The following is a 21,794-nucleotide window of genomic DNA, read 5'->3' as shown; positions in this document are numbered from 1 at the left end:
GTCGCGTGGCCGCTGCACGAGCTGGACGGCCCGCCGCTGCTGTCGGCCAAGGATCAGGCCGGCAAGGCGCTGGCGGAGTGCGAGCATTATTGTTAGGTGTGTTCTCTAATGTACGTGGCTTAACAAGCGCTAGCTAAGTGTTATGAAATGTCTTTTTTCTTTCTTCATCGTGAAAGCTGCTGGGTATTTATAGCTTTGACTTATTTATGACAATAAACCGCAAGGCTGGAACTGCCGGATCGTTAAAGGCGGCTAAGGCTATTTCACTTATCTGGATTAGCTCGGTACTTGCTGCTGGGCTGACCTTTCTTGTTCAAGCGTTTTCAGCGCGACAACTCGGGCCGTATCAATTTGGACTTTTTGCTTCGTCATTGGCAACAGTTACATTACTAAGTCCAGTCGCCGGTTTTGGCGTCTCCCAAGTTTGGCTAAAGGTGTTTGGTAGGGAAAAGGAGAGGGGACTGCGTTGGATTGTTCCTTCTCTGAAATTCAACGCACTAACTATAGTGACGGTTACTGCAATCTTAGTCGCTTGGGCTCTCTTAGGGCCCCACGATAAAACGACCGTTGGAATCCTCCTTGTCCTTTCAGTGCATGCTTCAGGCCAGGCATCACTAGAGTTAGTTAGTAGCAAGTTCCAGATCGAAGAACGATATTTTAGTCTCGCCGCCTGGCAGGTATTTCCGAGCCTGCTTAGGCTGCTAGCACTATTCGTGTTGGTTGCTGTCAATTGGATCAATGCAAATTCAATCGCAGGAATATATGCACTTGTAGCGGTTCTACTTTTCTTTTACGGAAACTATCAAGCTAGACAGTTAGTAAAGGGTGCGGCTGATGAGTCTGACCCGTCGAGTCCTGGGGACGCCAAGATTTTTGTCGGATCCGTGGCAGAGGAGGCGTGGCCGTTTGGTTTGGCCGCACTTTTTAATATGATTTATTCGCAGATTGCCGTTGTTCTTGTTAAATACATGGTGGGAAATGGTGAGGCTGGTATATATAACATCGCGTATACCGTTCTGCTTGCTACTTATTTACTCCCCGGGGCTATTTTTCAGAAATATCTTGTTGCCAAAATACATCGTTGGGATGCTGATAATCCGGAAATGCTGAGGCGAGTGTTTCGTAAGGGCAATTTGATAATGTCGTTGATGGGATTTCTGATCATGCTTCTTATAGTCGGGACGTCGTGGCTTTTTGTTCCTCTTGTTTTTGGAGCAGAATATCGCGAAGCAGTGCTTTATCTAAATGTGCTCTCCATTTCTATTCCTTTCATGTTTGTGGCCTTCAGTGCTGGTTCAATCCTTGTTTCTGGGAAGAATATGCAGACAAAGGTAAAGTTGATGGGGGGGGTGGCTGTTCTTAATGTTATTTTGAATCTGACTGCCATTCCACGCTACGGTGCGTTGGGAGCTTCGATTGCTTCGGTGGTTAGCAATTTTGTATTGATGGTCTTGTACTTTTTTTATGCTAAGAATGCAATTGAAGCGAGATGCTCTTCTTTCTCTAAAATTTGAAAAAGTGCAGTATCAGTACGTGTCTAGGAGCGGTGGTTTCTCTTCAAGCGGTGCCTCGGGTTTTGGATTATGTGTTTGAGGGTGAGTGAATATGAAGGTTAGAGGCTTTGGTAGGCTGCTTAAGGCAGCTAATGGTTTTCTTTATCACTTTTCCCGTTATTGCCGGCATTCTAATTGGATGGATAGTGCCAGTGATGTCGAGCGAAGAAACTATCAGGCTGTCAAGATCTATCATAGTCTTGAGAAGAGTTTGAGCTTTTCCAATAGAAATCCTTCGTCGGGATGGGCAAACGCTCAGGCGTTGATGCGATTGGTCTCTGCTGCCTCGAATGCGAAGCGATTTGGATTTCATGATAAGGCGGGGCTTCATGTCTTGCAGCAGTTCATCAGCGAGTCCGAATCAGGTCGGCCGGAAATTGCATCCACACTGAAGGATCAAATCGAAAAGCTTCCCGCTCGGCCGAGTTCTTCTGATGGCATTGCTGGTGGTGTGAAGCAATTGACTGACGCTGAGATGAGAAGGGGCACCCTTGATAGTCCAGAGGAGTTTTTTCTCAGTCGATTCACTCTGCGGGAGTTCAAGCCGCAAGTAGTTAGTGATGACATAGTCCAAAGAGCTGTATCTTTGACAATGAAAACGCCGTCTGTCTGCAATAGACAAGCGTGGCACATTTATCACACCTCGGATCCCTCAGTGCGAGATGCAGTGTTGACGCTTCAGTCAGGTAATCGCGGTTTTGGCGATAAGATACCGAATATATTTATCGTGACTGCGGATTTGAAGGCATTCATGCAAGGCGAGGAGCATTATCAGCATTGGATTGATGGCGGTATGCTCGCAATGTCTTTGGTTTATTCTCTACACTCCTTGGGTGTTGCTAGTTGCTGCCTTAATTGGAGTCAAACTCCTGCGCGTGACAAACGATTACGCGAGATTGTGAATATTCGAGATAGTCACAGCATCATCATGATGATAGGTGCAGGCTGGCCATCGGATAATAATACGGTTTGTGTTTCTCCACGGCGCCCAGTTTCTGAGGTGTTTTCAAATCTCGTAAAAAATTAAAAATGAATAAAGTGAAGATCGGTCTTATTACAATTCATTATGCTAATAGTTATGGAGGTCTCCTTCAGGCATATGCAAGTCAGAAGGTCTTGTCGAAGTACGGTGATGTGAAAATATTGGATTATGCTCACCCTAGCTTGAGAAATACCTTGAGGACTGTTCGTTGGGGGGCTCGCCCCAAAGACGTTCTGCGGATTGGTAAGGATTTGCTGCGATACTTTCCGAGATCTCGCGTCACAAGAAAATTCAAATCGTTTATTCGAGATGAGTTCTTTTTGTCGGATCGATGCGCTTCAGCTGATGATCTAAGACGGGTTACACGAGACTTTAAGGTATTGGTATGTGGTAGTGATCAGATATGGAATCCGAACATTATCGGGGAGCTTGACCGAAATTATTTCTTAAATTTTTCGACGGATTGCAAAAAAATTTCGCTGTCTTCGAGTAGCGGTTCTTATCGGTTTACGAATGATGATCAGCGATTCGTGAAGGAGGATTTGTTGGGTTTTTCTGGGATTGCTATCCGAGAACCTGATACCGCAAAGGCCGTTTCAGATATTTTGAATAGAGATGACATTGTTTGCACGCCTGATCCTACTTTGCTGTTGACAGGCCGAGATTGGAGGCAATTGTCATCGCGTAGTGCTGAGAGGTCTTCCGGCTATATTCTTGTATATTCCTTGATCAAGGATGAGCTCTTGCGCGAATCTGTTCGATATATTGCAAATAAGCTGGGGAAGAAAGTTTTTGTGATTGATCAGGATTTGTTTTTGGGGTTTAATTCAGATCGACATATCATGGATGCAAGTCCATATGACTTTCTTTATTTCTTCTCGAACGCAGAGTATGTTGTAACTAACTCATTTCATGGAACTGCTTTTTCTTTGCTTTTTGGTCGTCCGTTCTCGACTGTAGTTCCACATTCAGGCAGAAACAGGGTTGAGAATTTGCTCAGACGTGTTGGTGAAGAAGGTAGGTTGGTTGAGTCATCTGAGGATATTAAAAGGTTTGATGCAAATCTTAACGCCACTTCCGTCGAGTTAAGACTGAAGGAGTTGCAATCTGAAGGGGTTGGATATCTTGATAAATGTCTGTTGGAAGTTTCGTAATGTCCAGTTTTTGATAAATTGGAGTGGCATCCATATATTATAGTGAGATTGCTGTTTCGCTGTTGATTGAAAGTGATTGAGTGGTAGCCCATTATGAATTTTAGAGTTCTATTAACGTTGCTGCTGGTTAATTACCTCTCGAGCCTATTTTTCGTTGTTCTGAAAGCCTCTTCTTTGGCTCTCGGGCTGGCTCTTGCTACTGTTTTGTCAATAGCAATTAATTATAGGGCGGCATACGTTAGGAGAATTCCTGGACGCCTTTTTTTATATGCGGCTATTTTTTCCGTCGCTGTGATTCTGCAATCGATATATCTTTATGCGTCTTATGATATTCAAAAACCCCTGACGGCTGCATTCTTGCCGTTGATGTTTGTTGCTATTTATTTTTTTGCTCGACGATTCTGCGAGTTGTCTCCCAAAGAGCTGGATATAACTATTTTTTCCTTTATTTGCCTGACGATTTTTGTTGGGTGGCTTGGGTTCTCTGGTGTGTCGAAGGTGGGCGGATATTCTGAACACGCTAAAGCTGTCGCGCCATTTTCAGAGGAAAGTCATTTTGCCTTGTGTGTAGGGCTTTTTTCGGTGGCATATTGTTCTGTGTGCTCGAAGTGGAAGTACTTTTTTATTTTGATAAACCTTTTGGGGCTTTCAGTTCTCTTTCCTAGTCTGACACTGTTGACATTCACTGTTCTGATGTTGGTAATTGGATTGGCAAGATTTGCTCCTGGATATTTCTTTGTCCTGGGTGGAATTGCCTTTGTCCTTCTCTTTGTTGGACTAAGCGTTCTATTTTCTCAGGTTGAGTATTTTTCAAGTAGGCTTACTTTTGAAGATACCGATAACATCACTACCTTGGTGTGGCTGCAAGGGTGGGATTTGGCAACAAATAATTTCCAATCAACTTATGGCCTTGGCCTTGGGTTTCAGATGTTAGGTTCGGAAAGGACGTTGTTGTCAGATATATCGTACAAGACTAACGATATAGCAGGGAATTTTAAGAATTTGGATGATGGAGGGTTTGTTGTAGCTAAGTTGGTTGCTGAGTTTGGAGTGCTGGGTATTTTGCTGTCGGTATGTTATTTGTTCATGCTGTACAGATTTTTGGGTCTTCTCGCCGATGCGGATAAAGTTTTCCCATTTCATGGAAGAAGGAGAGATAGGGGCGAAGGCAAAAAAGTCATGTTTCTAATGGCTCTCTTGTTTGGCTATTTTATCGAAATGTTCTTTAGAGGTTATGGTTATTTTTCTCCGGGCGCTTTTTTTGTAGTTTCGGCTCTTGTTTCTTTGAGATATTTGCCAGGGGGTTTTCGTTCTGATGCTGGGCGATCTTCTTGTTGAGGTATGGTGAGAGCATGAATGTAGTAATAGTGAATGACTACGACTATGTCCAAGGAGGAGCCAGCAAAATTGCGATTGAGTCTGCGAATTTACTCGCGAGTTCTGGTTGCCGAGTGATATTTTTCTGTGGTGTTTCAGATCAAGGCAGGTCTGATCTTAAGGGAGTAGAGGTCGTTGTCGCGGCCGATGTCGACTTCCTGTCTAATCCCAGTAAATTGAAAGGTGCTGCACAGGGGATCTTTGGCTTTACAGTCAAAGATCGTATGGCAAGGTTGCTTGCTCGTTTAGATAAGCGGAATACGGTCGTCCATTTTCATGGCTGGACTAAGGCCCTTTCTTCGAGTGTTTTTGATGCAGTATTTCAGGCTGGTTTTCGAAGTGTATTGACTCTGCATGACTTCTTTGTGGCCTGCCCAAATGGCGGGTTCTACAATTATCAAAATAGGGAGATCTGCGAGAAGAAAAGTCTTAGCCTTGCATGTCTAATGGAGAATTGTGATTCGAGAAGTTACACGTTCAAGCTTTACCGCTCGGCTCGGCTTCTTGTTCAGAACTCGGTGGTTGGGGTTAATTCCAAAGTTGATGCCTATCTCTATATTTCGAAGTTTAGTCATAGACTGATTGCTCCTTATCTGGCTGGGCGGAATTCATTGGTTGAATATTTGCCGAATCCAATAAGTATGGAGAAACCGGCCGGGCGAGTGCGGGTTGAAGAGAACGACTTCTTCTTATATGTCGGCCGCCTGTCGAAGGAAAAAGGAGTCGAAGTTTTTTGCGAAGCTACACGGCGCGCCGGTAAGAGGGCGATTGTTGTTGGTGACGGAGAGTTGTTAGGCGAGCTGAAGGCTCGTTTTGGTGGTGCGGATTCGTGCATAAAGTTTGTTGGTTGGAAGCAACCGCACGAGGTAGCAGACTATATCAGAAATGCAAGATGTTTCGTATTTCCGTCTTTGTGGTATGAAACGTTTGGGCTTACTGTGTGCGAGGCGTTGGCTCAGGGTGTGCCATGTCTTGTTTCTAGTGACACAGCAGCAATTGATTTTATCGATGGAAAGAATGGGCTCGTTTTTCCTCGGAATGACGTATCTGCTTTAGCAAATGCCATGATTGAGATCGACAGCAATGAGAACCTAGGGCAGATGAGCGAGCAGGCATTCGGTGCGTATTGGAGAGCGCCTTTCAGCAGTGCTAGGTACGAGCAGAGGTTGCTTGACCTTTATTCGCGCTTGTTGGGTTCGTAGCAAAAAAGTAGGAAACTACACAAAATCCAGCGTGAACAGAGGAATCCTTTTGCCATGTTATTGAGGGCGATTGCCCTGGGACAATGCTCGGCGTTGTTATTGTAAATTTTCAAACTCCTGGCTTGGTTGTCAAGTGCGTTAATTCGCTACTAGAGCACGGTATTTCTGCGCCTGAGCAAATCATCGTTGTAGATAATTGCTCGGGCAATCATTACTTTAAGTATCTCTTAGAAAATCTGCCACAGGGAGTAAAGTTGGAATTGGCAGAAGTAAACGTTGGGTTTGGTTCTGGTGTTAACATCGGCTTGGCACAGTTGGACACTGAGTTAGCATTGGTTCTGAACCCGGATACGTATTTTCTTGAAAATAGCGTGTCGAAAGTGGTTGACGCGATGCTGGCGGACGAAAGTATCGGTCTGGCAGGGTTGGACTTAGTTTATCCCGATGGTGAAAGGCAGTATTCGGCACGCCGCTTTTATTCCATTTTGGATATTCTTGTTAGGCGAACGCGTTTGAAGAACTCTCCGCTCTTTGAAAGGCGTATGCGTCGGCATTTGATGGTATATGAACTTGAAGCAGGCAAACCTTTCGATTCGGATTGGGTTATGGGGACCGGATTTATTATAAGGAGGTCTGTTTTCGAGAGGTTGGGGGGGATGGATGAATCGTATTTCCTGTATATGGAGGACGTCGATCTATGTGCCAGAGTTTGGGCCCTGGGGGCGCGAGTTGTGGCATTCCCTGGGGCTGTGCTGGTGCACGATCATCAACGAGCAAGTTCCGCGGGGGCTCTTAGTTGGGCTGGCAAGCAGCACTTGCGGAGCCTTCGGATATTTTTCTCCAAGCACAAAGTGCCAGTGTTTAATCCGCCGAGGTCCAGGGTGATCAATAGAGTTCCCCTCGGCGCTATTTGACTCCCTTGTTCGATAACTTGACCAGTTGCAGGATTTGAGGGTAGTCGCGGATTTCGAGTTGTGGAATGGTGATCCATGAGGTGTCTGAAATATAGCCAAACGGCTCTGTGGAGGGCTTTCTTGGTTTGTATTCCGGATTGACCAACTGAGCCAGTTCTCCCTTCATTTTTGGGGCTGGCATTGCCATGAGATCGAAAATACGCGGCGCCTCAAAACCAGGTATTTGGATCTTTAAGGTTCCCCGCCAGCGTCGGTGAAGGGTATCGGCTTCGGCTTCGGCCCAGTAGGCGATGAGTACTTCCTCTCCGCCAGGCATGCTCTTTTTCCATACCTGAGTTCGGATTGTTGGAGGCGATTTTTCTCCCGTCAAATCCCAAGTTGTACGAATGTCCGGTTGCGGGTGATGACTGCCATCTAGTATTCCGTAGAGGTTCTGAACAGCGTAATAAAGAGGACGGAGATCACCGTTGGAGGTCAACGTGTTGAAGCTTGCTTCGCTTTCATAGTCCTGGTTGCTGGCTTGTCGATAGAATACAAATTGTATTCGTGGATTGACCCCAAGCCATGCGTCGAGAAGATTTCGGCGCAGTTCGTATTTGGCAGCAACAATCGGAGGAATTTGCTGCTCTCCATCTGCATTGGTGAATGTCGGGATTCCATCTTCGGTGGCGGCAATCGGGACGTTGCGTTTGGCTGCAGCGTTAATGCGGGTACGTAAGTCTTTGATCTGCGCTTCGTAGGTGCCCCAGCGTTTCCAGGGATAGAATTCACTGGCGTGTTCGGGAATATTTGTACGCAAATAGGGCTGATGGTAAGGGTGGTAGCTGAATACGTCGATGTATTTCATGAGGCCAGCGTCTAGTGCCTGATCAATCCAGGGTAGAGGTTTTGCTGCCAGAGATTGGAGCATGGCTGTGCCAGGGCCGTAAATCACGGCGTTGGCTTGTTCTGCACGGATAGCTTTGGAGACTGAGGCTGCTATTTGAACATAGAGCGGAGCAGGAACGACGGGGTTTTCATTGCCAATGTTGGGTTCGTTCCAGATCTGCCAGTCACGTACCCAAGGTTTCAGGTCTTTAACGACTAAGCTCGCGAATTGGGCTCCTCCTGCTATCTGTTCGTCTGAGGGAGGAGAGTTCTTAAGCTGACGCCACGGGAGTGGGTCAATTCGGATTAGTACAGAGATTCCGAGATCATGAAGACGCTTTACGTATTCAATTGCGCGGCTTCGTTGGCGATTCCAGCGGGAGGCTGCGGTAGTGGGGGACAGTCCGTCGAGCGCCCCAACGGCGGCATAGTCCTCAACCCATTTGTAGCCTGCAGCCGAGATTAGGTCCGGGAGCTTGGAGACGATTGCAGGATCTCCGCCTTCATTGATTACTGTGGTATGTGTCCCAAAGGGGCTGGCTTGAATTTCAGCCGATGTTCGTGGTCCGCCGGATGGAACGAGGCTCTTTAGGTTGGAAGGTAGGTTGGAATATGTGCGAAGCACATTTTGCTGAGTTTGAGCTATGGCGCTTGACCCCGTGGTTAGAAGAGGAGCGACGAGGGACGACGCCAGCAGAACGGCGAGCTTTGTTGCAGTTTTCATTTGTGTGCCTGCGTTATGAACAAGAGACGTCAGGTGGGATTGGTTAGTCCTCGATTATCTTCAGTCAGTTCCTTTAAACAGGAAGGCTTACATGTCTGGAGTTGATTGAGTAGGGTTGATGTTTGTATCTATGCTTTTGGGTTATATTCTGCAATGCATCATTTTCTTGATTGACGATCTATGCTCACCACCAATACTCCAGCTTGGCGGGCTCTAGTTGAGCACCAAAAAGCCACTGCACAGGCCCATCTACGGGACCTGTTTTCATCCGATCCCGAACGCTTCTCCCGCCTCTCCTTCGAACTGGAAGGCATGCTCGTCGACTTCTCCAAGCAGCGTGTCGACCAGCGCACCATCGAACTCCTCCTCGAACTGACCAAAGCCGCCGATCTGGAGGGCTGGCGTGCGCGTCTGTTTGCCGGGGACAAGATCAACGTCAGCGAAGACCGCGCCGTTCTCCACACTGCTTTGCGTTACATGAAGCCGGGGGTGTTCCCGTCTTCCACCTGCAACGTCATGCCTGAGGTGCGCGCGGTGCGTGCGCAGATGCGCGAGTTCTCCGAGAAGGTGCGGGGCGGGTTGTGGCGGGGGTTTTCCGGTGAGGCGATCCGCGATGTGGTGAACATCGGCATCGGCGGGTCGGATCTGGGCCCCAAGACGGTGGTGCGGGCGCTGTCGGCCTATCAGCACCAGGGCCTCAAGATGCATTTCGTGTCCAACGTGGATAGCGCGCACCTGGCCAAGCTGCTGAATTCGCTCAATCCGCGTTCCACCTTGTTCATCGTGGCGAGCAAGACCTTTACGACGCAGGAGACCATGCTCAACGCGCATACGGCGCGGGAGTGGTTGTGTGCGGCGGCGGGGGACGATGCGCCGCGGGCGTTGCCGCTGCATTTTGTGGCGGTGACGTCGGCGACGGAGAAGGCGCAGGTTTTCGGCTTGCCGGCTTCCAACGTGTTCCGCATGTGGGATTGGGTGGGCGGGCGTTATTCCCTGTGGTCGGCGGTGGGCTTGCCGATTGCGTTGGCGATTGGGATGAACGGTTTCGAGCGTTTGCTCGCCGGCGCGCAGGCGATGGACAACCATTTCCGCGAGGCGCCGTTTGAGCGCAACCTGCCCGTGCTGATGGCGCTGATCGGGGTGTGGAACACCAATTTCCTCGGGGCCAGTACCAGTGCGGTGCTGCCTTACCATGAGTCGCTGCGCTTCCTGCCGTCTTTCCTGCAGCAGCTGGAGATGGAGTCCAACGGCAAGACGGTGGGGCGCGATGGGCAGCCCTTGTCCTGTCAGGCCAACCCGATTGTGTGGGGTGAGATTGGCAGTAACGGGCAGCATGCGTTCTTCCAGTTGCTGCACCAGGGCGGCTGGTTGGTGCCCTGCGATTTCATCGCCAGCGCGCAGAGCGATTTTCCGCTGCCGGGGCACCAGGCGCCGCTGATGGCCAACTTCCTGGCCCAGAGCGCGGCGCTGGCCTTTGGCAAGACCGAGGCGGAGGCCCGCGCGGAGCTGGAAGCCGCCCGCGTGCCGGCGGACCAGATGGCGTCCCTGCTGCCGCACAAGGTGTTCGCGGGCAATCAGCCGTCCACCACCATCATCCTGCCGCGCATCGTGCCTTACTACCTGGGCATGCTGCTGGCGCTGTACGAGCACAAGGTGTTCGTGCAAGGGGTGATCTGGGGTATCAACTCTTTCGACCAGTGGGGCGTGGAGCTCGGCAAGCAGCTCGCCGGCCGCCTGCTGCCGGCATTGAAGGGCGAGGCGGATAGCGAAGGCTTGGACCAGTCCACGCGGGCGCTGATTGCGTGGATTCAGGAGTATGGGGACTGCTGAGCCGTACCCGGATAGGTTTGTCGGGATTTTTTACATGGAATATCTTCAACTTGCGGTGACTGGATCTAGATCCATGATTTAAATGGGGTTACCTGTATTGGGTATGTTTTTTGCACGGATGTTGTCCGGCGCTCGAAGTGCAGGGCGTGGATAAACATTCCTGGGTAGTGGCGCTTGCCCCGTTGCTGCCCTTTGTGACCCACAGGTGGAGAGATGTCCATGGCAGTAAATCAGACAACCAGCTACAGCTTTGACGGGACGCTTGCGGATCGTTTTTCTGTTTTCGTCGATTCGCCGAATCCCAGTATTGCGGAGCAGGCTTCCGGTGTTCTCGCCTTTTACACGCAGGGGCAGCCTGTCGGTGAGGTTGCCGCCACTGAGGTCTTCAAGGCTCAGTCCGTTGCGCCCCGCTACGATCAGTCGTGGACGACCGAGATCACCGCGACGGTGCCGGCAACCCTGACGGACACGCCCAAGGCTTACGACACCTATGTGGATGGCGGGCTGGCGGTGCAATTTACCGCGGCCAACGGTACGACGTATTCGCTTACCGCCAGTCTGGGTCTTGGGGACGTCACCCAAGGCAGCCGTCGTTACAGCAGCGAGTATTCGATTACGCCGGCGGGCGGGGAGGGGACCGAGGCGCTCGACGGCCAGGGAGACCGTAATACGACGGATATCTCTGGCCGGGTTGGTTTGCGCTTCGATGCCGCGACCAAGGTTCTGACGGCCTACACTCAAACCCAGACGCTGCTCAGCATCGACCTCGACGCCGCGGGTGTGACCAACTGGACTATGAGCGACAGCGACACCTTCAAGGTGTATCTGGTGTTGAGTACGAGCGGCTGGAGCATTCCGGCAGAAAAGAAGGTGACGCTGGACAACTTCTACTTCGGGCTGCAGTCCGATCCGCTGCTGAACGGTTCCGATGCGGCTGAAGACCTGTACGGAAGTGCCGGGAACGACAGGATTTATGCCCTGGGGGGCAACGATACGATCTACGGCCTCGGCGGCAACGACTGGCTGGACGGGGGCCAGGGGGACGACGTGCTGGTCGGTGGCGACGGCAACGACGTGCTGCTCGGCGCCTATGGCAAAGACACGCTGGTGGGCGGTGCAGGCCAGGACATCTTCGGGTTCTATACCCTGGGCGATTTCGTCATCAATGATTTCTCGATTACCGAGGATTCGCTCTATTTCTCGACGGCCCACACCGGCCTGCGCACTATCGCCGACCTGGCCGCGGTGATCACCTCCATCGAGCAGGCCCAGGATCGGGTCATCATTCACTTCGGCCAGGCGGCGTCGATCTCCCTGATCGGTGTTAACGCCTCCGACCTGAATCCGGGAATGGTCCACTTCGTGTAAAGGCAGGTCGTAGGGGCGAATCGTGGGGGCGAATCGTGGGGGCGAATCGTGGGGGCGAATTCATTCGCCCTCCGTACGCCGGTGACCCCCCGCGGGCGAATAAATTCGCCCCAACGGGGGGAGGCTCTTCGTCCTATTGGTGCTGTACGCCGATCTCTGCAGACTTCATATCGTAAAACGCTCATTCAATGATTGCGCAGACCCGAGCAAGGAGCGACTCAAGCGGTTTGTTGTTTCCATGGACGCTGGCGATCATGACTGAGTACATTTCCTCGCGGCTGACTTCGTCGAAGTCTATAAAGTACCCGGCCTGCTCTGCCAGTTGGGCGCAGAACGCACGCTGAACCCGACCGTTTCCCTCACGGAAAGGGTGAGTGGCATTGATTTCGCCCATGTAATGGGCTAGTCGCTGAACAAAAAGCTCAGGCGTGGAGCCGAGCAGGAAATTTTCCAGAGAAATTTTGGCCAACTGTTTTTTTAAACGTAGCCGTCAGTGCTGTCGTACCGGGACATGGTGGCTTATAACCTCTGCGATCAGTTTGTCGGTGGAGGTTTTCCCGGCGAGGCATGTATGTAGCCCTTTGATGACGCTTGGGCTGGGGGTCAGTTGTTCGATGCGCAGTGAGGCAAGGACATTTGCGATGGCTTTCTGCCGTACAGCTAACTTGCTGATTTTTTTCATGGGTTAGCCCTTGTGGGCGCCTTTTCTCGAGTCCATTTTAGCATCGCAGCAGAAGGAGGGTTTTCTCTCTTTCTGCTGCGGGAGATCAGCCGCCGATGGCGACGCTGATCACGTCGCTCCAGTTGCCAACCTGTTCATCGCGTAGCCGGTAGATGGCCTTGTATTTCCACAGGGCGGAGCTGGCCGGGGCGGGGCTGGCGTCGGTGTAGGCGGGATCGGTGGTGATGGTGTGGAAGGCGAGGCCCTTGTCGTCGCCGCGGTCGGCCCAGATCTCGATGGAGTCGGCGTCGCCCTTGGTCCATTGGATGACGGGGCGGCCGGCCTTGACGGCGATGTCGATGATGGGCTTCCAGCCATCGGGATCGACGATCTGGGTGCTGCCGACGATGTTGAGGTCTTGCCCGATGGCCTCGGTGTAGTGGCGGGCGGTCTTGATGCGGGCGATCAGGGCGGTGACGCGGGGAACGATGCCCGGGGAGACCGTTGGCACCTGGGCGGGAAGGTTGGCGCCCGGTGGGAAGGCGCCGCTGCCGGCGCCGCCGTCGCGCTGCAGGTTCTTGAATGCGGTCCACAGCCGCGCGTTGCCCTGGATGACGTTGAAGGCGTTGATCGTGTAGCGTAAGGCGGCGGCATCGGCCTGCAGGCTGGCGATGTCTGCGGGGCTGATTTCGAGCAGTTCGGCGTAGATCGGCAGGCGGGTTGCCAGGAGGTCTAGTAGCGCCACCTTGCCGTTGTCGTCCTTGGGCATGTAGTAACTTTTTGCCATTCCATCATCTCCAGTTTGTGCTGCGTGGTTGAAAGAAACACTCAGTGAACCTTGAAGCCCTTGCGCAGGCACCGGCAGTAGGCCGGAATCCCGCGCCCCGCCTGGCTTTGCGGGTTTTTGGGGATGGCTGATGGGGTGTTCTGGCGATGCCGCCAGATGATTTTTTCTTGTGACAAACCCGTTTTTTCATATGACAAAAGCGATTTTTCATGCCGACGGAAGATTTTTCGGCGTGAAAAAAATTTTCGTTGGTGTGAAAAAAACAGTGGGCGACGTGTCGCAGGCCTTGCGCCATGAGTCAAAACCATTTTGTTAGGCGACCCGATGATTTTGTGACGTGACGCAGGGCTCCGGCGGCGTGCCCGAGGGGTTTTGTCATGTGGAAAAACATTTTTGTCATGTGAAAAAGTCTTTTTTTCATGCCGAAAAATGGTCTGTCGGCATCGCCCCAAATTTTTGTCGCGCGACAAAACGAATTTTGCACATGACATTTTTTCTGCGTGGTGTGTCTAGAGATGCTTTCTGCGTGGAGACAGAGATTACCCGAAATGACTATGTTGTGTGAATAGTTTGTGACGCGCGGCCGGGGGCGCTGACGAGGGGCGTGGGGAGGGGGCTCCTCGTCGGGGCGGCTTCACTCGCTCACGGAACGCGGTTTTCCTGCGTAGGGGCGAATTTATTCGCCCGCGGAGTTGAAGCTACGGGGGCAGGGCGAGTGAATTCGCCCCAACCAGGGAGGCCGGGTTGGGGCGAATTTATTTGTTCAAGGGGGCGCGGATCGCGCGAGGGAGGGGGCGCGGCGGGTCTAGCCCCAGCGCTTGAGGAAGTCGAGCAGGGCTTCGCGGCGGGCGGGGGTGAGTTTGCGGTAGGCGGCTTGCAGGTCGCGCTCGTCGGCGGGGAGGGGCGGCGCGGTGCGGAATTCCGGCGGTTGGGGCTGGTTGGGGTCGTAGTCGCGGGTGCCGCGCCCGGTGACGAGCCATTCGAACCACAGGTCGAGTTCCACGGCGAGCGCGCGCAGGTTTTCGACGGTGGGCTCGGATCTGCAGTTTTCCCAGTCTGAGGCAGCCGGTTGGGATACGCCGATTCGGCGCGCAAGTTCGCCTTGGCTGAGGCCTCTAAGTTCGCGTGTGGCTTTGATTCGGAGTCCTATCTTCATAGGAATGAAGATATAGGTAATACCTATATTTTTGTAAATAACCAAAGGTATTGACTTATTCAATAATCGAAACTTATAGTTCGGATACACATTTCGCATATGAGGTTTGCTTCATGACAACACCGCTGCGCTTTGCCCGCGTGAGCCTGGGGCTGACCCAGAAGCAGCTTGCGCGTTTGGTTCAGGTGACTCAGCCGCACATTTCGGCGCTGGAGTGCGGTGTGCAGCGCCCTTCGTCGGGGCTTGCTGCCCGCCTGGCGGAGGCGCTGGGGCGGCAGGTGATTACGGAGGAGCAGTTGTTGTACCCGGAGCGCTTCAGCCCTGTGCCGCCGGCAGGGGAGGTGGCCAGTGATAGCCGATAGTGATGGCGAGGCGGTTGTGGAGGCGCCTGTGGGGCGGGGCGGTGCGTTCTGCTTGTTCTTCCAGCCCAAGGTGGCGTTGGAGGCGCGCCGGGTGGTGGGGTTCGAGGCCTTGCTGCGGTGGCGTCATCCGACCCGGGGGGTGTTGTTGCCGCAGGATTTTTCTGCGCTGCTCGCCGATCCGGGGATGGCGGAGCGGATCGATCGGTGGGTGCTGCAGGCGGCGGTGCGCCAGCTGGCGGTGTGGCGTCGGGCGGGTTTCAGCACATCCCTGAGCGTCAATGTGTCGGCCCATGTGTTGCGGCGCGGCGGGTTGTACGCTTATTTGCAGGCTTTGTTTGCGCGCTGTTCGGAGGTGTCGCTGGCGGATCTGGAGCTGGAGATTCTGGAGACGGCGCTGATTGCGCCGATGGCCCAGGTGCGGGCGCAGATTGAAACCTGCGCGGCGGGTGGGGTCCGCTTTGCGTTGGATGATTTTGGAACGGGCTTTTCGTCCCTGAGCCATCTGAAGTGCTTGCCGGTGGCGAGTTTGAAGATTGACCGTTCTTTTGTGGCGGGCATGGTGGATGATGCGCAGGATCGGGCCATTGTGGCGAGCGTGCTGGGTTTGGGGCATGCGTTCCACCATACCGTGGTCGCGGAGGGGGTGGAGACGGCGGTGCACGCCAGCCTGTTGGCGCGCCTGGGGTGCGATGTGATCCAGGGTTATTGTGTGGCACGGCCGATGCCGGCGGCGCAGGTGCGGGGATGGGCGGAGCACTTTCGCTTTGACGATGAATGGGGGGCGGGGCATGCCGATTTTCGAATGTGACAATCCGGATTCGCTGTTGAACCTGTCGACGGCGCGGCGGGCCGAGGCGCTTTTCGAGCGCTTTGCACGCGGGGAATTCTGTTTGTTTTTCCAGCCGCAGCTGGGTTTGCGCGAGCAGCGGGCAACTGGGCTGGAGGCGTTGCTGCGCTGGCGGCATCCCAGGCGGGGGATTCTGCTGCCGCAGGATTTCCGCGCGGTGCTGGACGATGCGGCCGCGGCGGAGAAGGTTGATTTGTGGGTGCTGCATGAGGCGGTGCGCCAGATGGCGGCTTGGCGGGCGGAGGGGCTGCCGGTGCGGATCAGCGTGAACATTTCGGCGCAGTTGCTCCAGCGCCGCAATTTGTGTGCATATATCGGGGCATTGATCGATGCCTATCCCGATGTGTTGGCGGCGGATCTGGAGCTGGAGGTGCGGGAGCGGGCCCTGACCGAGAACATGCCGGCGTTGCTGGGGCAGATGCAGGCGTGCATGGAGCGGGGGGTGCGCTTTGCCATCGATGGCTTTGGGACGAGTTTTGCGCGTTTTACCTATTTGAGCGGTTTGCCGCCGGTGCGCTTGAAGATCGACCGTCGCTTTGTGGGCCGCATGCTGGATTATCCGGATGACCGCGCGATTGTGCGGAGCACCCTGGCCCTGGCGGATGCGTTCCGTTGGCCGGTGGTTGCCACAGGCGCAGAAACGCTCAACCACGTGGCCCAATTGACCCGCCTGGGCTGCGAAACCGCTCAAGGCTTTGCCATCGCCCGCCCCATGCCGGCCGGTAAGGTGAAAGCGTGGCTGAAAGAGCAGGCTGCGTAGGGGCGAATCATTCGCCCTCCGCACGCCGGTCCACCTTCGTACGTTGATTCACCTCCGCGGGCGAATGAATTCGCCCCCACAGGGGCTGGGTCGTAGGGGCGAGTTCATTCGCCCTTCGTACGCCGGTCCACCTTCGTACGTTGATCCATCTCCGTGGGCGAATGAATTCGCCCCAACGGGGCAGGTTGTGGGGGCGGGTGGGGGAGTCAGGTCAGGGCGTCGATTGTTGCGTCGATTTGGGTTTTGAGGCCGACGAGGTCGACGGTGGTGCCGGTGCCGTGGGCGACGCTGGTGTAGGTGCCGTCGCCGTTGCCGTCGTGGTAGATCTCGAAGTAGCTTTTGTTGCCTTTGGTGATGGTTTCGAGGACGTAGCCGGTTTCGAGCTGGGTGAAGCTTGTGTTGACCGAGGTCTTGAGGGGCGTGCTGCGGTCATCGGGCCGGACGGCTTCGACCTGGGTGATGGCGCCGGTGTCGTCGAAGATGAAGATGTCGCGGTCGAAGGGCTGGACGTTGAGCAGGGTGGTGGCGCTGCCGGTCTGGATGTAGGTGGTGGTTTCGGCGGCGATGGCGTACAGGCCGGTGCTGCTGTCGGCGACGAACTGGATGGTCTTGATGGCGCTGCCGGACAGGATGGTCTCGGTGATGGTGCCGTCGGCATTGATGGTGAAGCTCTGGCCGGGCTGGACGTCCCGGCTGTGGGTTTCGGTTACGCCGTTGCTGTCGTCGTCGGTGGTGATATGGATGCGCTGGATCTGGGTTACCGCGCCGGCGGCGATGGTGAAGGTGTAGCCGTGGATATCTCCGTCGCTGTCGGTGGTGCTGGGGGTGGCGACGGTCTTGGTTTCCGACGTGATGTGGTACAGCGTGGCGTCGCCTGCGTCCTGGGTGTATTGGAGGGTCTGGGTGCCCCACGACTTGGTCAGGGTTTCCGTGATGACGGTGTCGGTGACACCCTGTTTCTCGTGTGCATCGCTCATTTGCATCTCCTTTGCATGTGTGTGGGCTGCTGGAGATTTTTTCGCAAGTCGCCGTTCCGGGCGGTTACGAAATGCAAGCAAATGTGGGGTTGAGGCTTTGTCGGCCAGCGGGGCGGCGATGGGAAGTCGAAAAAAAACCCGGCGACTGCCGGGTCTTTTTTATTGCGGAGGTACGGCTCAGGCCTTGCGGCGGCGAGCGGCGCCCAGACCCAGGAGACCCAGGCCGATGAGGGCGAAGGAGGTGGGTTCCGGCACGCGGTTGACGATCTGTTGCGTGTCGCCGATGACCATGTCGTCGAAGCCGAAGCGGTCGGAGCTGGAGGTGTTGCGGATGGACACGCTGGTGTAGTTGGCGCCGGAGTCGATGAAGCCCCAGAACAGCACGTTGTTGTTATTGACGCTGTTGTTCTGGATGACGTTGTAGGTGAAGCTGGTGCCGTTGGTGTTGACCAGCGTGACGACGAGGTCGCCGCCGCTGTCGGAGATGTCGGTGCCGTAGAAGCCGAAGGCGGCAATCGGGGTGGCCGAGAAGTCGATGTTCAGGGTGGAGCCGAAGCCGGCATCCAGATGCTGGCTGGGCGAGGTCGAGAACTGGCCGACCGGATCGGCGTTGGTGACGATGACCGAGCCCCCGGTGGAGGACATGGTGGCCGACAGGGTGCCGCTGGAGCCGGTGAAGGACAGGCTCAGCGGGGTGGCGGTGCCGACGGCAAAGCTGCTGAAGTCTTCGTTGCTGACGTTGCTCAGGCTGCCCAGGAAGCTGTTGCGGGCGGTTTGAGCGTTGCCGCCGGCCGGGACGACGCTGCCGGTGTTGAGGTCAACACCGTAGTAGGTCGTGGGGGCAGCGTAGGCGCTGGCGGCCATACCGAGGGAAATGGCGGCGCCGAGGCAAAGGGACTTGATCGTTTTCATGATGTCTCCAGAATGGATGTGATGCATGGGGCATGCATCGGTTCGTCTGCTCAAGTGGGGGCTGGCCTGACTTCTTGTGATTGTTCTTGCTTGTCGTGCTCGGTTTTCTCTTTGCAATTTACAGGCCAGATCTGGGCTTTGTTTTCAGGTTGATGATTTAAATGGGTTTTTTTTGATTACTCAAGCGTAATGAGAATGTGGGTGTAAAAATATCCGACAGCCTCAAGCCTTGATTGAGGAGAACTGATTTATGTCAATAGCGTTGCCCGTGCGTTCTGTAATGTGCGTGCCATGCATGCAAATATCATTCATCACGGCGCGTTCGACGGGGTGACGGGGTCTTGTCACCAGTTCTTTATCGATGATCTCAACAGTCTGTTGATCGACTGCGGTCTGTTTCAGGGGGCGGAGACGGCGCCGGACGGGCAGTCGGCGCAGGATCGGCTGGAAATCGGCTTTCCGCTGGAGGCGGTGCGGGCACTGGTGGTGACCCATGTGCATATCGATCACGTGGGGCGGATTCCGTGGTTGCTGGCGGCGGGTTTCAAGGGCTTGATCCTGTGCAGCGAGCCGTCGGCCAGGCTGTTGCCGGTGGTGCTGGCGGATGCTTTTGCGTTCGGGGTGAGCCGCGATGCGCGGTTGGTGGAGCGTTATCTGGAAATGGTGGAGACGCGTATCCGCCCGCTCAAGTGGAATACCTGGTACCGGGTTTTCGATGGAAACGGGACGAAGGGCGCGGGCTGCCGGATTCGCCTGCAGCGGGCCGGGCATATCCTCGGTTCGGCTTATGTGGAGGTGGAGGTTACGCGGGCCGGCGGTGAGGTGCGGCGGGTGGTGTTTTCCGGCGATCTGGGGGCGCCTTACACACCGCTGCTGCCGGCGCCGCGTTCGCCGGAGGCGGCGGATGTGGTGGTGCTGGAGAGCACTTATGGCGACAAGATCCATGAGAACCGCCACGACCGGCGCCGGCAGCTGCAGGCGGTGGTGGAGAAGGCGTTGGACAACGGCGGTACGGTGATCGTGCCGGCTTTCAGCATCGGCCGCACGCAGGAGCTGCTCTACGAGTTCGAGGACATCTTGTTCCGGCAACGGCGGGAGCCGGGGCCCCATGCCGAAAGCTGGGCGACCTTGCCGTTTTATCTGGATTCGCCGCTGGCCGGGCGCTTCACGCGGCTGTACGGCGAGTTGCAGCCGTTCTGGGACGAGGAGGGGCTGGCCCGCGTGCGCGCCGGTCGCAAGCCGCTGGCTTTTGAGCAGTTGCAGGGGATTGAGGATCACGCCGGGCACGAGGCCACCGTGCGCCGCCTGGCCCGCAGCGGCGAGCCGGCGGTGGTGATTGCCGCCAGCGGTATGTGCGCCGGCGGCCGGGTGATGAATTACCTGAAGGCGATGCTGCACGACCCGCGCCACGATGTGCTGTTCGTCGGCTACCAGGCCCGCGGTACCCCGGGCCACGCGATCCAGACCTACGGCCCGCGCGGCGGCTATGTGGACATCGACGACGAGCGCGTGGAGATCCGCGCCGGCATCCACACCCTGTCAGGTTATTCCGCCCACGCAGACCAGAACGATCTGGTGCGTTTCATTACCCGCATGCCGAGCCTGCCCGCCGAGGTCCGCCTGATCCACGGCGAATCCTCCGCCCGCCACGCCCTGGCCGAACGCCTCACCCGCGAAACGGACGGCCGCGTCAAAGTGGTGAATGGAGAGTGACGCTGCCGTCGGTGCGGGCGTGCTTTCTTACGGGTGGCGTTGGATGTGGAGTGGGCGAGGGGCGCCGGAGACGACCAGGGTTGCGGCGTGGTGGTGGAAGAGCGTGAGGCGCGCTGGGTGCCAGGTTTGCATGTGGCCTGTGTCGTCGGGGAGTACGCGAGGACGGGTATCGTTGGGGCGGCCGTCGAGCGGCGGTGGCGCTTGCATGACGATGCCGGTGCCGCGGGCTTTGGCCAAGGCTTCCACGCGGGTCCACCAGTCGTAGAAGGTGTGCTTGCGCTGGGAGGGGGCTTGCTTCAGCAATGCCGCGTAGGTGGCGGGGGTGAGGTGTGGTTGGAGGATGGCGGGATCCAGTTCCTTGTCCAGCCGGCGTTCTATGTCGATGCCGACGCGTCCGTGGCGGGTGACGGCGACGACGGCGAGGCCGTCGCTGTGGGATGTGTTGAAGTCGAGGTCGAGGCCGGCCAGGGAGGGGCGGTCGAAGGGATTATGGGTGAAGCGCAAGGCTTGGGGCGGTAGCCCCGTGTGCTGCGCGAGGATCTCGCGCAGCGCGGCGCGGCGCCGGATGAAGCGTGTCCGGTCGCGCTCCCGCATAAAGCGCTGCGCCCGTGCCTGCTCCCCCGCATCGAGCAGGGACCAGGCACGGGCGCAGTCTTGGGTGGGGCTGTCCAGTTCCAGCACCCAGAGGGTGACGGCTGGATCCACGGTGGTCAGACCACGGCTTCCTGCTTTTCCTTCTTGGGTTGCATGAACTGCTCGCGGGACACGCCGAGCCACATGACCAGCGGGCTGGCGACCAGCACCGAGGAGTAGATGCCGAAGCAGATGCCGATGGTGAGGGCGAGGGAGAAGTAGAACAGGGTCTCGCCGCCGAAGACCAGCATCGACAGCACCATGATCTGCGTGGAGCCGTGGGTGATGATGGTCCGGCTGATGGTGCTGGTGATGGCGTGGTCGAGGACCTGCGGGGTGGTGAGGCCGCGCTTCTTCTTGAAGGTTTCGCGGACACGGTCGAAGACCACCACCGATTCATTCACCGAGTAGCCGAGCACCGCGAGGGTGGCGGCCAGCACGGGCAGCGAGAACTCCCACTGGAACAGGGCGAAGAAGCCCAGGATGATGATCACGTCGTGCAGGTTGGCGATGATGGCCGAGACGGCGAAGCGCCATTCGAAGCGCATCGCCAGGTACACCACGATGCCGCCGATCACCAGCAGCAGGGCCATGGCGCCGTCGGAGGCGAGCTCCTTGCCGACCTGCGGGCCGACGAACTCCACGCGGCGCAATTCAGGCTTGGGGCCTTCGATGGCGCCGAGGCTGGCGATGACCTTCTCGCTGACCTTGCCGGTTTCCGCGCCATCCCGGTTGGGCAGGCGGATCAGAACGTCGCGCGAGCTGCCGAAGTTCTGCACCTGGGCGTCCTGGTAGCCCTCTTTGGCCAGGGCGTCACGCAGCTTTTCGAGGGCCGGCGGTTCGCTGTAGCTGACTTCCATCAGCGTGCCGCCGGTGAATTCGACACTGAAGTGCAGGCCCTTGGTGGCGAGGAAGAACACCGCCAGCAGGAAGGTGACCAACGAAATCACGTTGAACACCAGCGCGTGCTTCATGAAGGGGATGTCTTTGTGGATCCGGAAGAATTCCATTTTGC

Annotated in this window: 22 protein-coding genes; 12 read left to right on the top strand and 10 right to left on the bottom strand. The window is 55.6% G+C overall.

All coding sequences use genetic code 11. From position 1 onward, the window contains the following. The first annotated feature begins 206 nt into the window (after positions 1 to 206). The 6 genes from B4920_RS16270 to B4920_RS16250 all read left to right on the top strand — a co-directional run bounded on the left by B4920_RS16270 (position 207) and on the right by B4920_RS16250 (position 7,182). Entirely contained in the window at positions 207 to 1,514 is a 1,308-nt protein-coding gene (locus tag B4920_RS16270; RefSeq protein WP_079435680.1) for a flippase, read from the top strand. Positions 1,515 to 1,605: 91 nt separating this feature from the next. Then, complete coding sequence (locus B4920_RS16265) at positions 1,606 to 2,580, top strand: nitroreductase family protein (protein WP_079435679.1); 975 nt, start codon at positions 1,606 to 1,608, stop codon at positions 2,578 to 2,580. Positions 2,581 to 2,582: 2 nt separating this feature from the next. After that, positions 2,583 to 3,689 carry a polysaccharide pyruvyl transferase family protein gene (locus tag B4920_RS16260; RefSeq protein ID WP_079435678.1) on the top strand — a complete coding sequence of 369 codons (1,107 nt, stop codon included), beginning with the start codon at positions 2,583 to 2,585 and terminating at the stop codon, positions 3,687 to 3,689. A 93-nt stretch (positions 3,690 to 3,782) separates the two neighbouring features. Continuing rightward, the gene (locus tag B4920_RS28860; RefSeq protein ID WP_139379532.1) at positions 3,783 to 5,027 is read left to right on the top strand and encodes a hypothetical protein; all 1,245 of its coding nucleotides are present in this window, start codon (positions 3,783 to 3,785) and stop codon (positions 5,025 to 5,027) included. 14 nt (positions 5,028 to 5,041) lie between these two features. Next, positions 5,042 to 6,268, top strand: a complete 1,227-nt coding sequence (locus tag B4920_RS16255; protein ID WP_079435677.1) for a glycosyltransferase family 4 protein — start codon at positions 5,042 to 5,044, stop codon at positions 6,266 to 6,268. 83 nt (positions 6,269 to 6,351) lie between these two features. Further along, positions 6,352 to 7,182, top strand: coding sequence for a glycosyltransferase family 2 protein (locus tag B4920_RS16250; protein ID WP_079435676.1), 831 nt, complete (start codon positions 6,352 to 6,354; stop codon positions 7,180 to 7,182). Here the strand turns inward: B4920_RS16250 and B4920_RS28855 are convergent. Continuing rightward, on the bottom strand, positions 7,175 to 8,773 hold the full coding sequence (locus tag B4920_RS28855; RefSeq protein ID WP_139379531.1) for a hypothetical protein: 1,599 nt from the start codon (positions 8,771 to 8,773) through the stop codon (positions 7,175 to 7,177). The two genes, B4920_RS16250 and B4920_RS28855, sit on opposite strands and share 8 nt — an antisense overlap. Before the next feature lie 180 nt (positions 8,774 to 8,953). On the opposite strand from B4920_RS28855, the gene pgi reads away from it, so the two are divergent. Continuing rightward, complete coding sequence (gene pgi / locus B4920_RS16240; protein WP_079435674.1) at positions 8,954 to 10,603, top strand: glucose-6-phosphate isomerase; 1,650 nt, start codon at positions 8,954 to 8,956, stop codon at positions 10,601 to 10,603. A gap of 219 nt (positions 10,604 to 10,822) precedes the next feature. Then, the gene (locus B4920_RS30850) at positions 10,823 to 11,971 is read left to right on the top strand and encodes a calcium-binding protein (protein WP_161493319.1); all 1,149 of its coding nucleotides are present in this window, start codon (positions 10,823 to 10,825) and stop codon (positions 11,969 to 11,971) included. Between the two features lie 181 nt (positions 11,972 to 12,152). Here the strand turns inward: B4920_RS30850 and B4920_RS16230 are convergent, their stop codons facing one another. From B4920_RS16230 to B4920_RS30770, 5 genes are all read right to left on the bottom strand, one after another. Further along, positions 12,153 to 12,440 carry a Fic family protein gene (locus B4920_RS16230; RefSeq protein WP_079435672.1) on the bottom strand — a complete coding sequence of 96 codons (288 nt, stop codon included), beginning with the start codon at positions 12,438 to 12,440 and terminating at the stop codon, positions 12,153 to 12,155. A 21-nt stretch (positions 12,441 to 12,461) separates the two neighbouring features. Next, the gene (locus B4920_RS28850) at positions 12,462 to 12,653 is read right to left on the bottom strand and encodes an antitoxin VbhA family protein (RefSeq protein ID WP_139379530.1); all 192 of its coding nucleotides are present in this window, start codon (positions 12,651 to 12,653) and stop codon (positions 12,462 to 12,464) included. Positions 12,654 to 12,738: 85 nt separating this feature from the next. Continuing rightward, the gene (locus B4920_RS16225) at positions 12,739 to 13,419 is read right to left on the bottom strand and encodes a hypothetical protein (protein WP_079435671.1); all 681 of its coding nucleotides are present in this window, start codon (positions 13,417 to 13,419) and stop codon (positions 12,739 to 12,741) included. 41 nt (positions 13,420 to 13,460) lie between these two features. Continuing rightward, complete coding sequence (locus B4920_RS28845) at positions 13,461 to 13,889, bottom strand: hypothetical protein (RefSeq protein WP_139379529.1); 429 nt, start codon at positions 13,887 to 13,889, stop codon at positions 13,461 to 13,463. A gap of 335 nt (positions 13,890 to 14,224) precedes the next feature. Next, on the bottom strand, positions 14,225 to 14,575 hold the full coding sequence (locus B4920_RS30770) for a helix-turn-helix domain-containing protein (protein WP_161493318.1): 351 nt from the start codon (positions 14,573 to 14,575) through the stop codon (positions 14,225 to 14,227). 113 nt (positions 14,576 to 14,688) lie between these two features. On the opposite strand from B4920_RS30770, the gene B4920_RS16215 reads away from it, so the two are divergent. Genes B4920_RS16215 through B4920_RS16205 form a run of 3 tightly spaced genes read left to right on the top strand, consistent with a single transcriptional unit; the run spans position 14,689 to position 16,544 of the window. Further along, positions 14,689 to 14,937, top strand: a complete 249-nt coding sequence (locus tag B4920_RS16215; RefSeq protein WP_079435669.1) for a helix-turn-helix transcriptional regulator — start codon at positions 14,689 to 14,691, stop codon at positions 14,935 to 14,937. Further along, entirely contained in the window at positions 14,924 to 15,745 is an 822-nt protein-coding gene (locus tag B4920_RS16210; protein WP_368664726.1) for an EAL domain-containing protein, read from the top strand. Before B4920_RS16215 ends, B4920_RS16210 begins: the two co-directional genes overlap by 14 nt. Beyond that, complete coding sequence (locus B4920_RS16205; RefSeq protein ID WP_161493316.1) at positions 15,726 to 16,544, top strand: EAL domain-containing protein; 819 nt, start codon at positions 15,726 to 15,728, stop codon at positions 16,542 to 16,544. Before B4920_RS16210 ends, B4920_RS16205 begins: the two co-directional genes overlap by 20 nt. A gap of 206 nt (positions 16,545 to 16,750) precedes the next feature. Here the strand turns inward: B4920_RS16205 and B4920_RS16200 are convergent, their stop codons facing one another. Together B4920_RS16200 and B4920_RS16195 are read right to left on the bottom strand one after the other, a co-directional pair. Beyond that, positions 16,751 to 17,521, bottom strand: a complete 771-nt coding sequence (locus B4920_RS16200; protein WP_079435666.1) for a hypothetical protein — start codon at positions 17,519 to 17,521, stop codon at positions 16,751 to 16,753. A 177-nt stretch (positions 17,522 to 17,698) separates the two neighbouring features. Continuing rightward, positions 17,699 to 18,433: a PEP-CTERM sorting domain-containing protein gene (locus B4920_RS16195; RefSeq protein WP_161493315.1), complete on the bottom strand. Its 735-nt coding sequence runs from the start codon at positions 18,431 to 18,433 to the stop codon at positions 17,699 to 17,701. Positions 18,434 to 18,724: 291 nt separating this feature from the next. Between B4920_RS16195 and B4920_RS16190 the strand changes: the two genes are divergently transcribed. Next, the gene (locus B4920_RS16190; protein ID WP_079435690.1) at positions 18,725 to 20,146 is read left to right on the top strand and encodes an MBL fold metallo-hydrolase RNA specificity domain-containing protein; all 1,422 of its coding nucleotides are present in this window, start codon (positions 18,725 to 18,727) and stop codon (positions 20,144 to 20,146) included. Between the two features lie 27 nt (positions 20,147 to 20,173). Here B4920_RS16190 and B4920_RS16185 read toward each other — a convergent pair whose 3' ends face one another. Both B4920_RS16185 and secF read right to left on the bottom strand, forming a co-directional pair. Next, entirely contained in the window at positions 20,174 to 20,851 is a 678-nt protein-coding gene (locus B4920_RS16185; RefSeq protein WP_079435664.1) for a 4'-phosphopantetheinyl transferase superfamily protein, read from the bottom strand. A 5-nt stretch (positions 20,852 to 20,856) separates the two neighbouring features. Then, complete coding sequence (gene secF / locus B4920_RS16180) at positions 20,857 to 21,789, bottom strand: protein translocase subunit SecF (RefSeq protein WP_079435663.1); 933 nt, start codon at positions 21,787 to 21,789, stop codon at positions 20,857 to 20,859. Between the last annotated feature and the right edge of the window lie 5 nt (positions 21,790 to 21,794).

The sequence above is a fragment of the Zoogloea sp. LCSB751 genome, assembly GCF_002028455.1.
Lineage (GTDB): Bacteria > Pseudomonadota > Gammaproteobacteria > Burkholderiales > Rhodocyclaceae > Zoogloea.
Note: the sequence above shows the minus strand (reverse complement) of the source record. Positions and strands in the feature narration are given on the sequence as shown.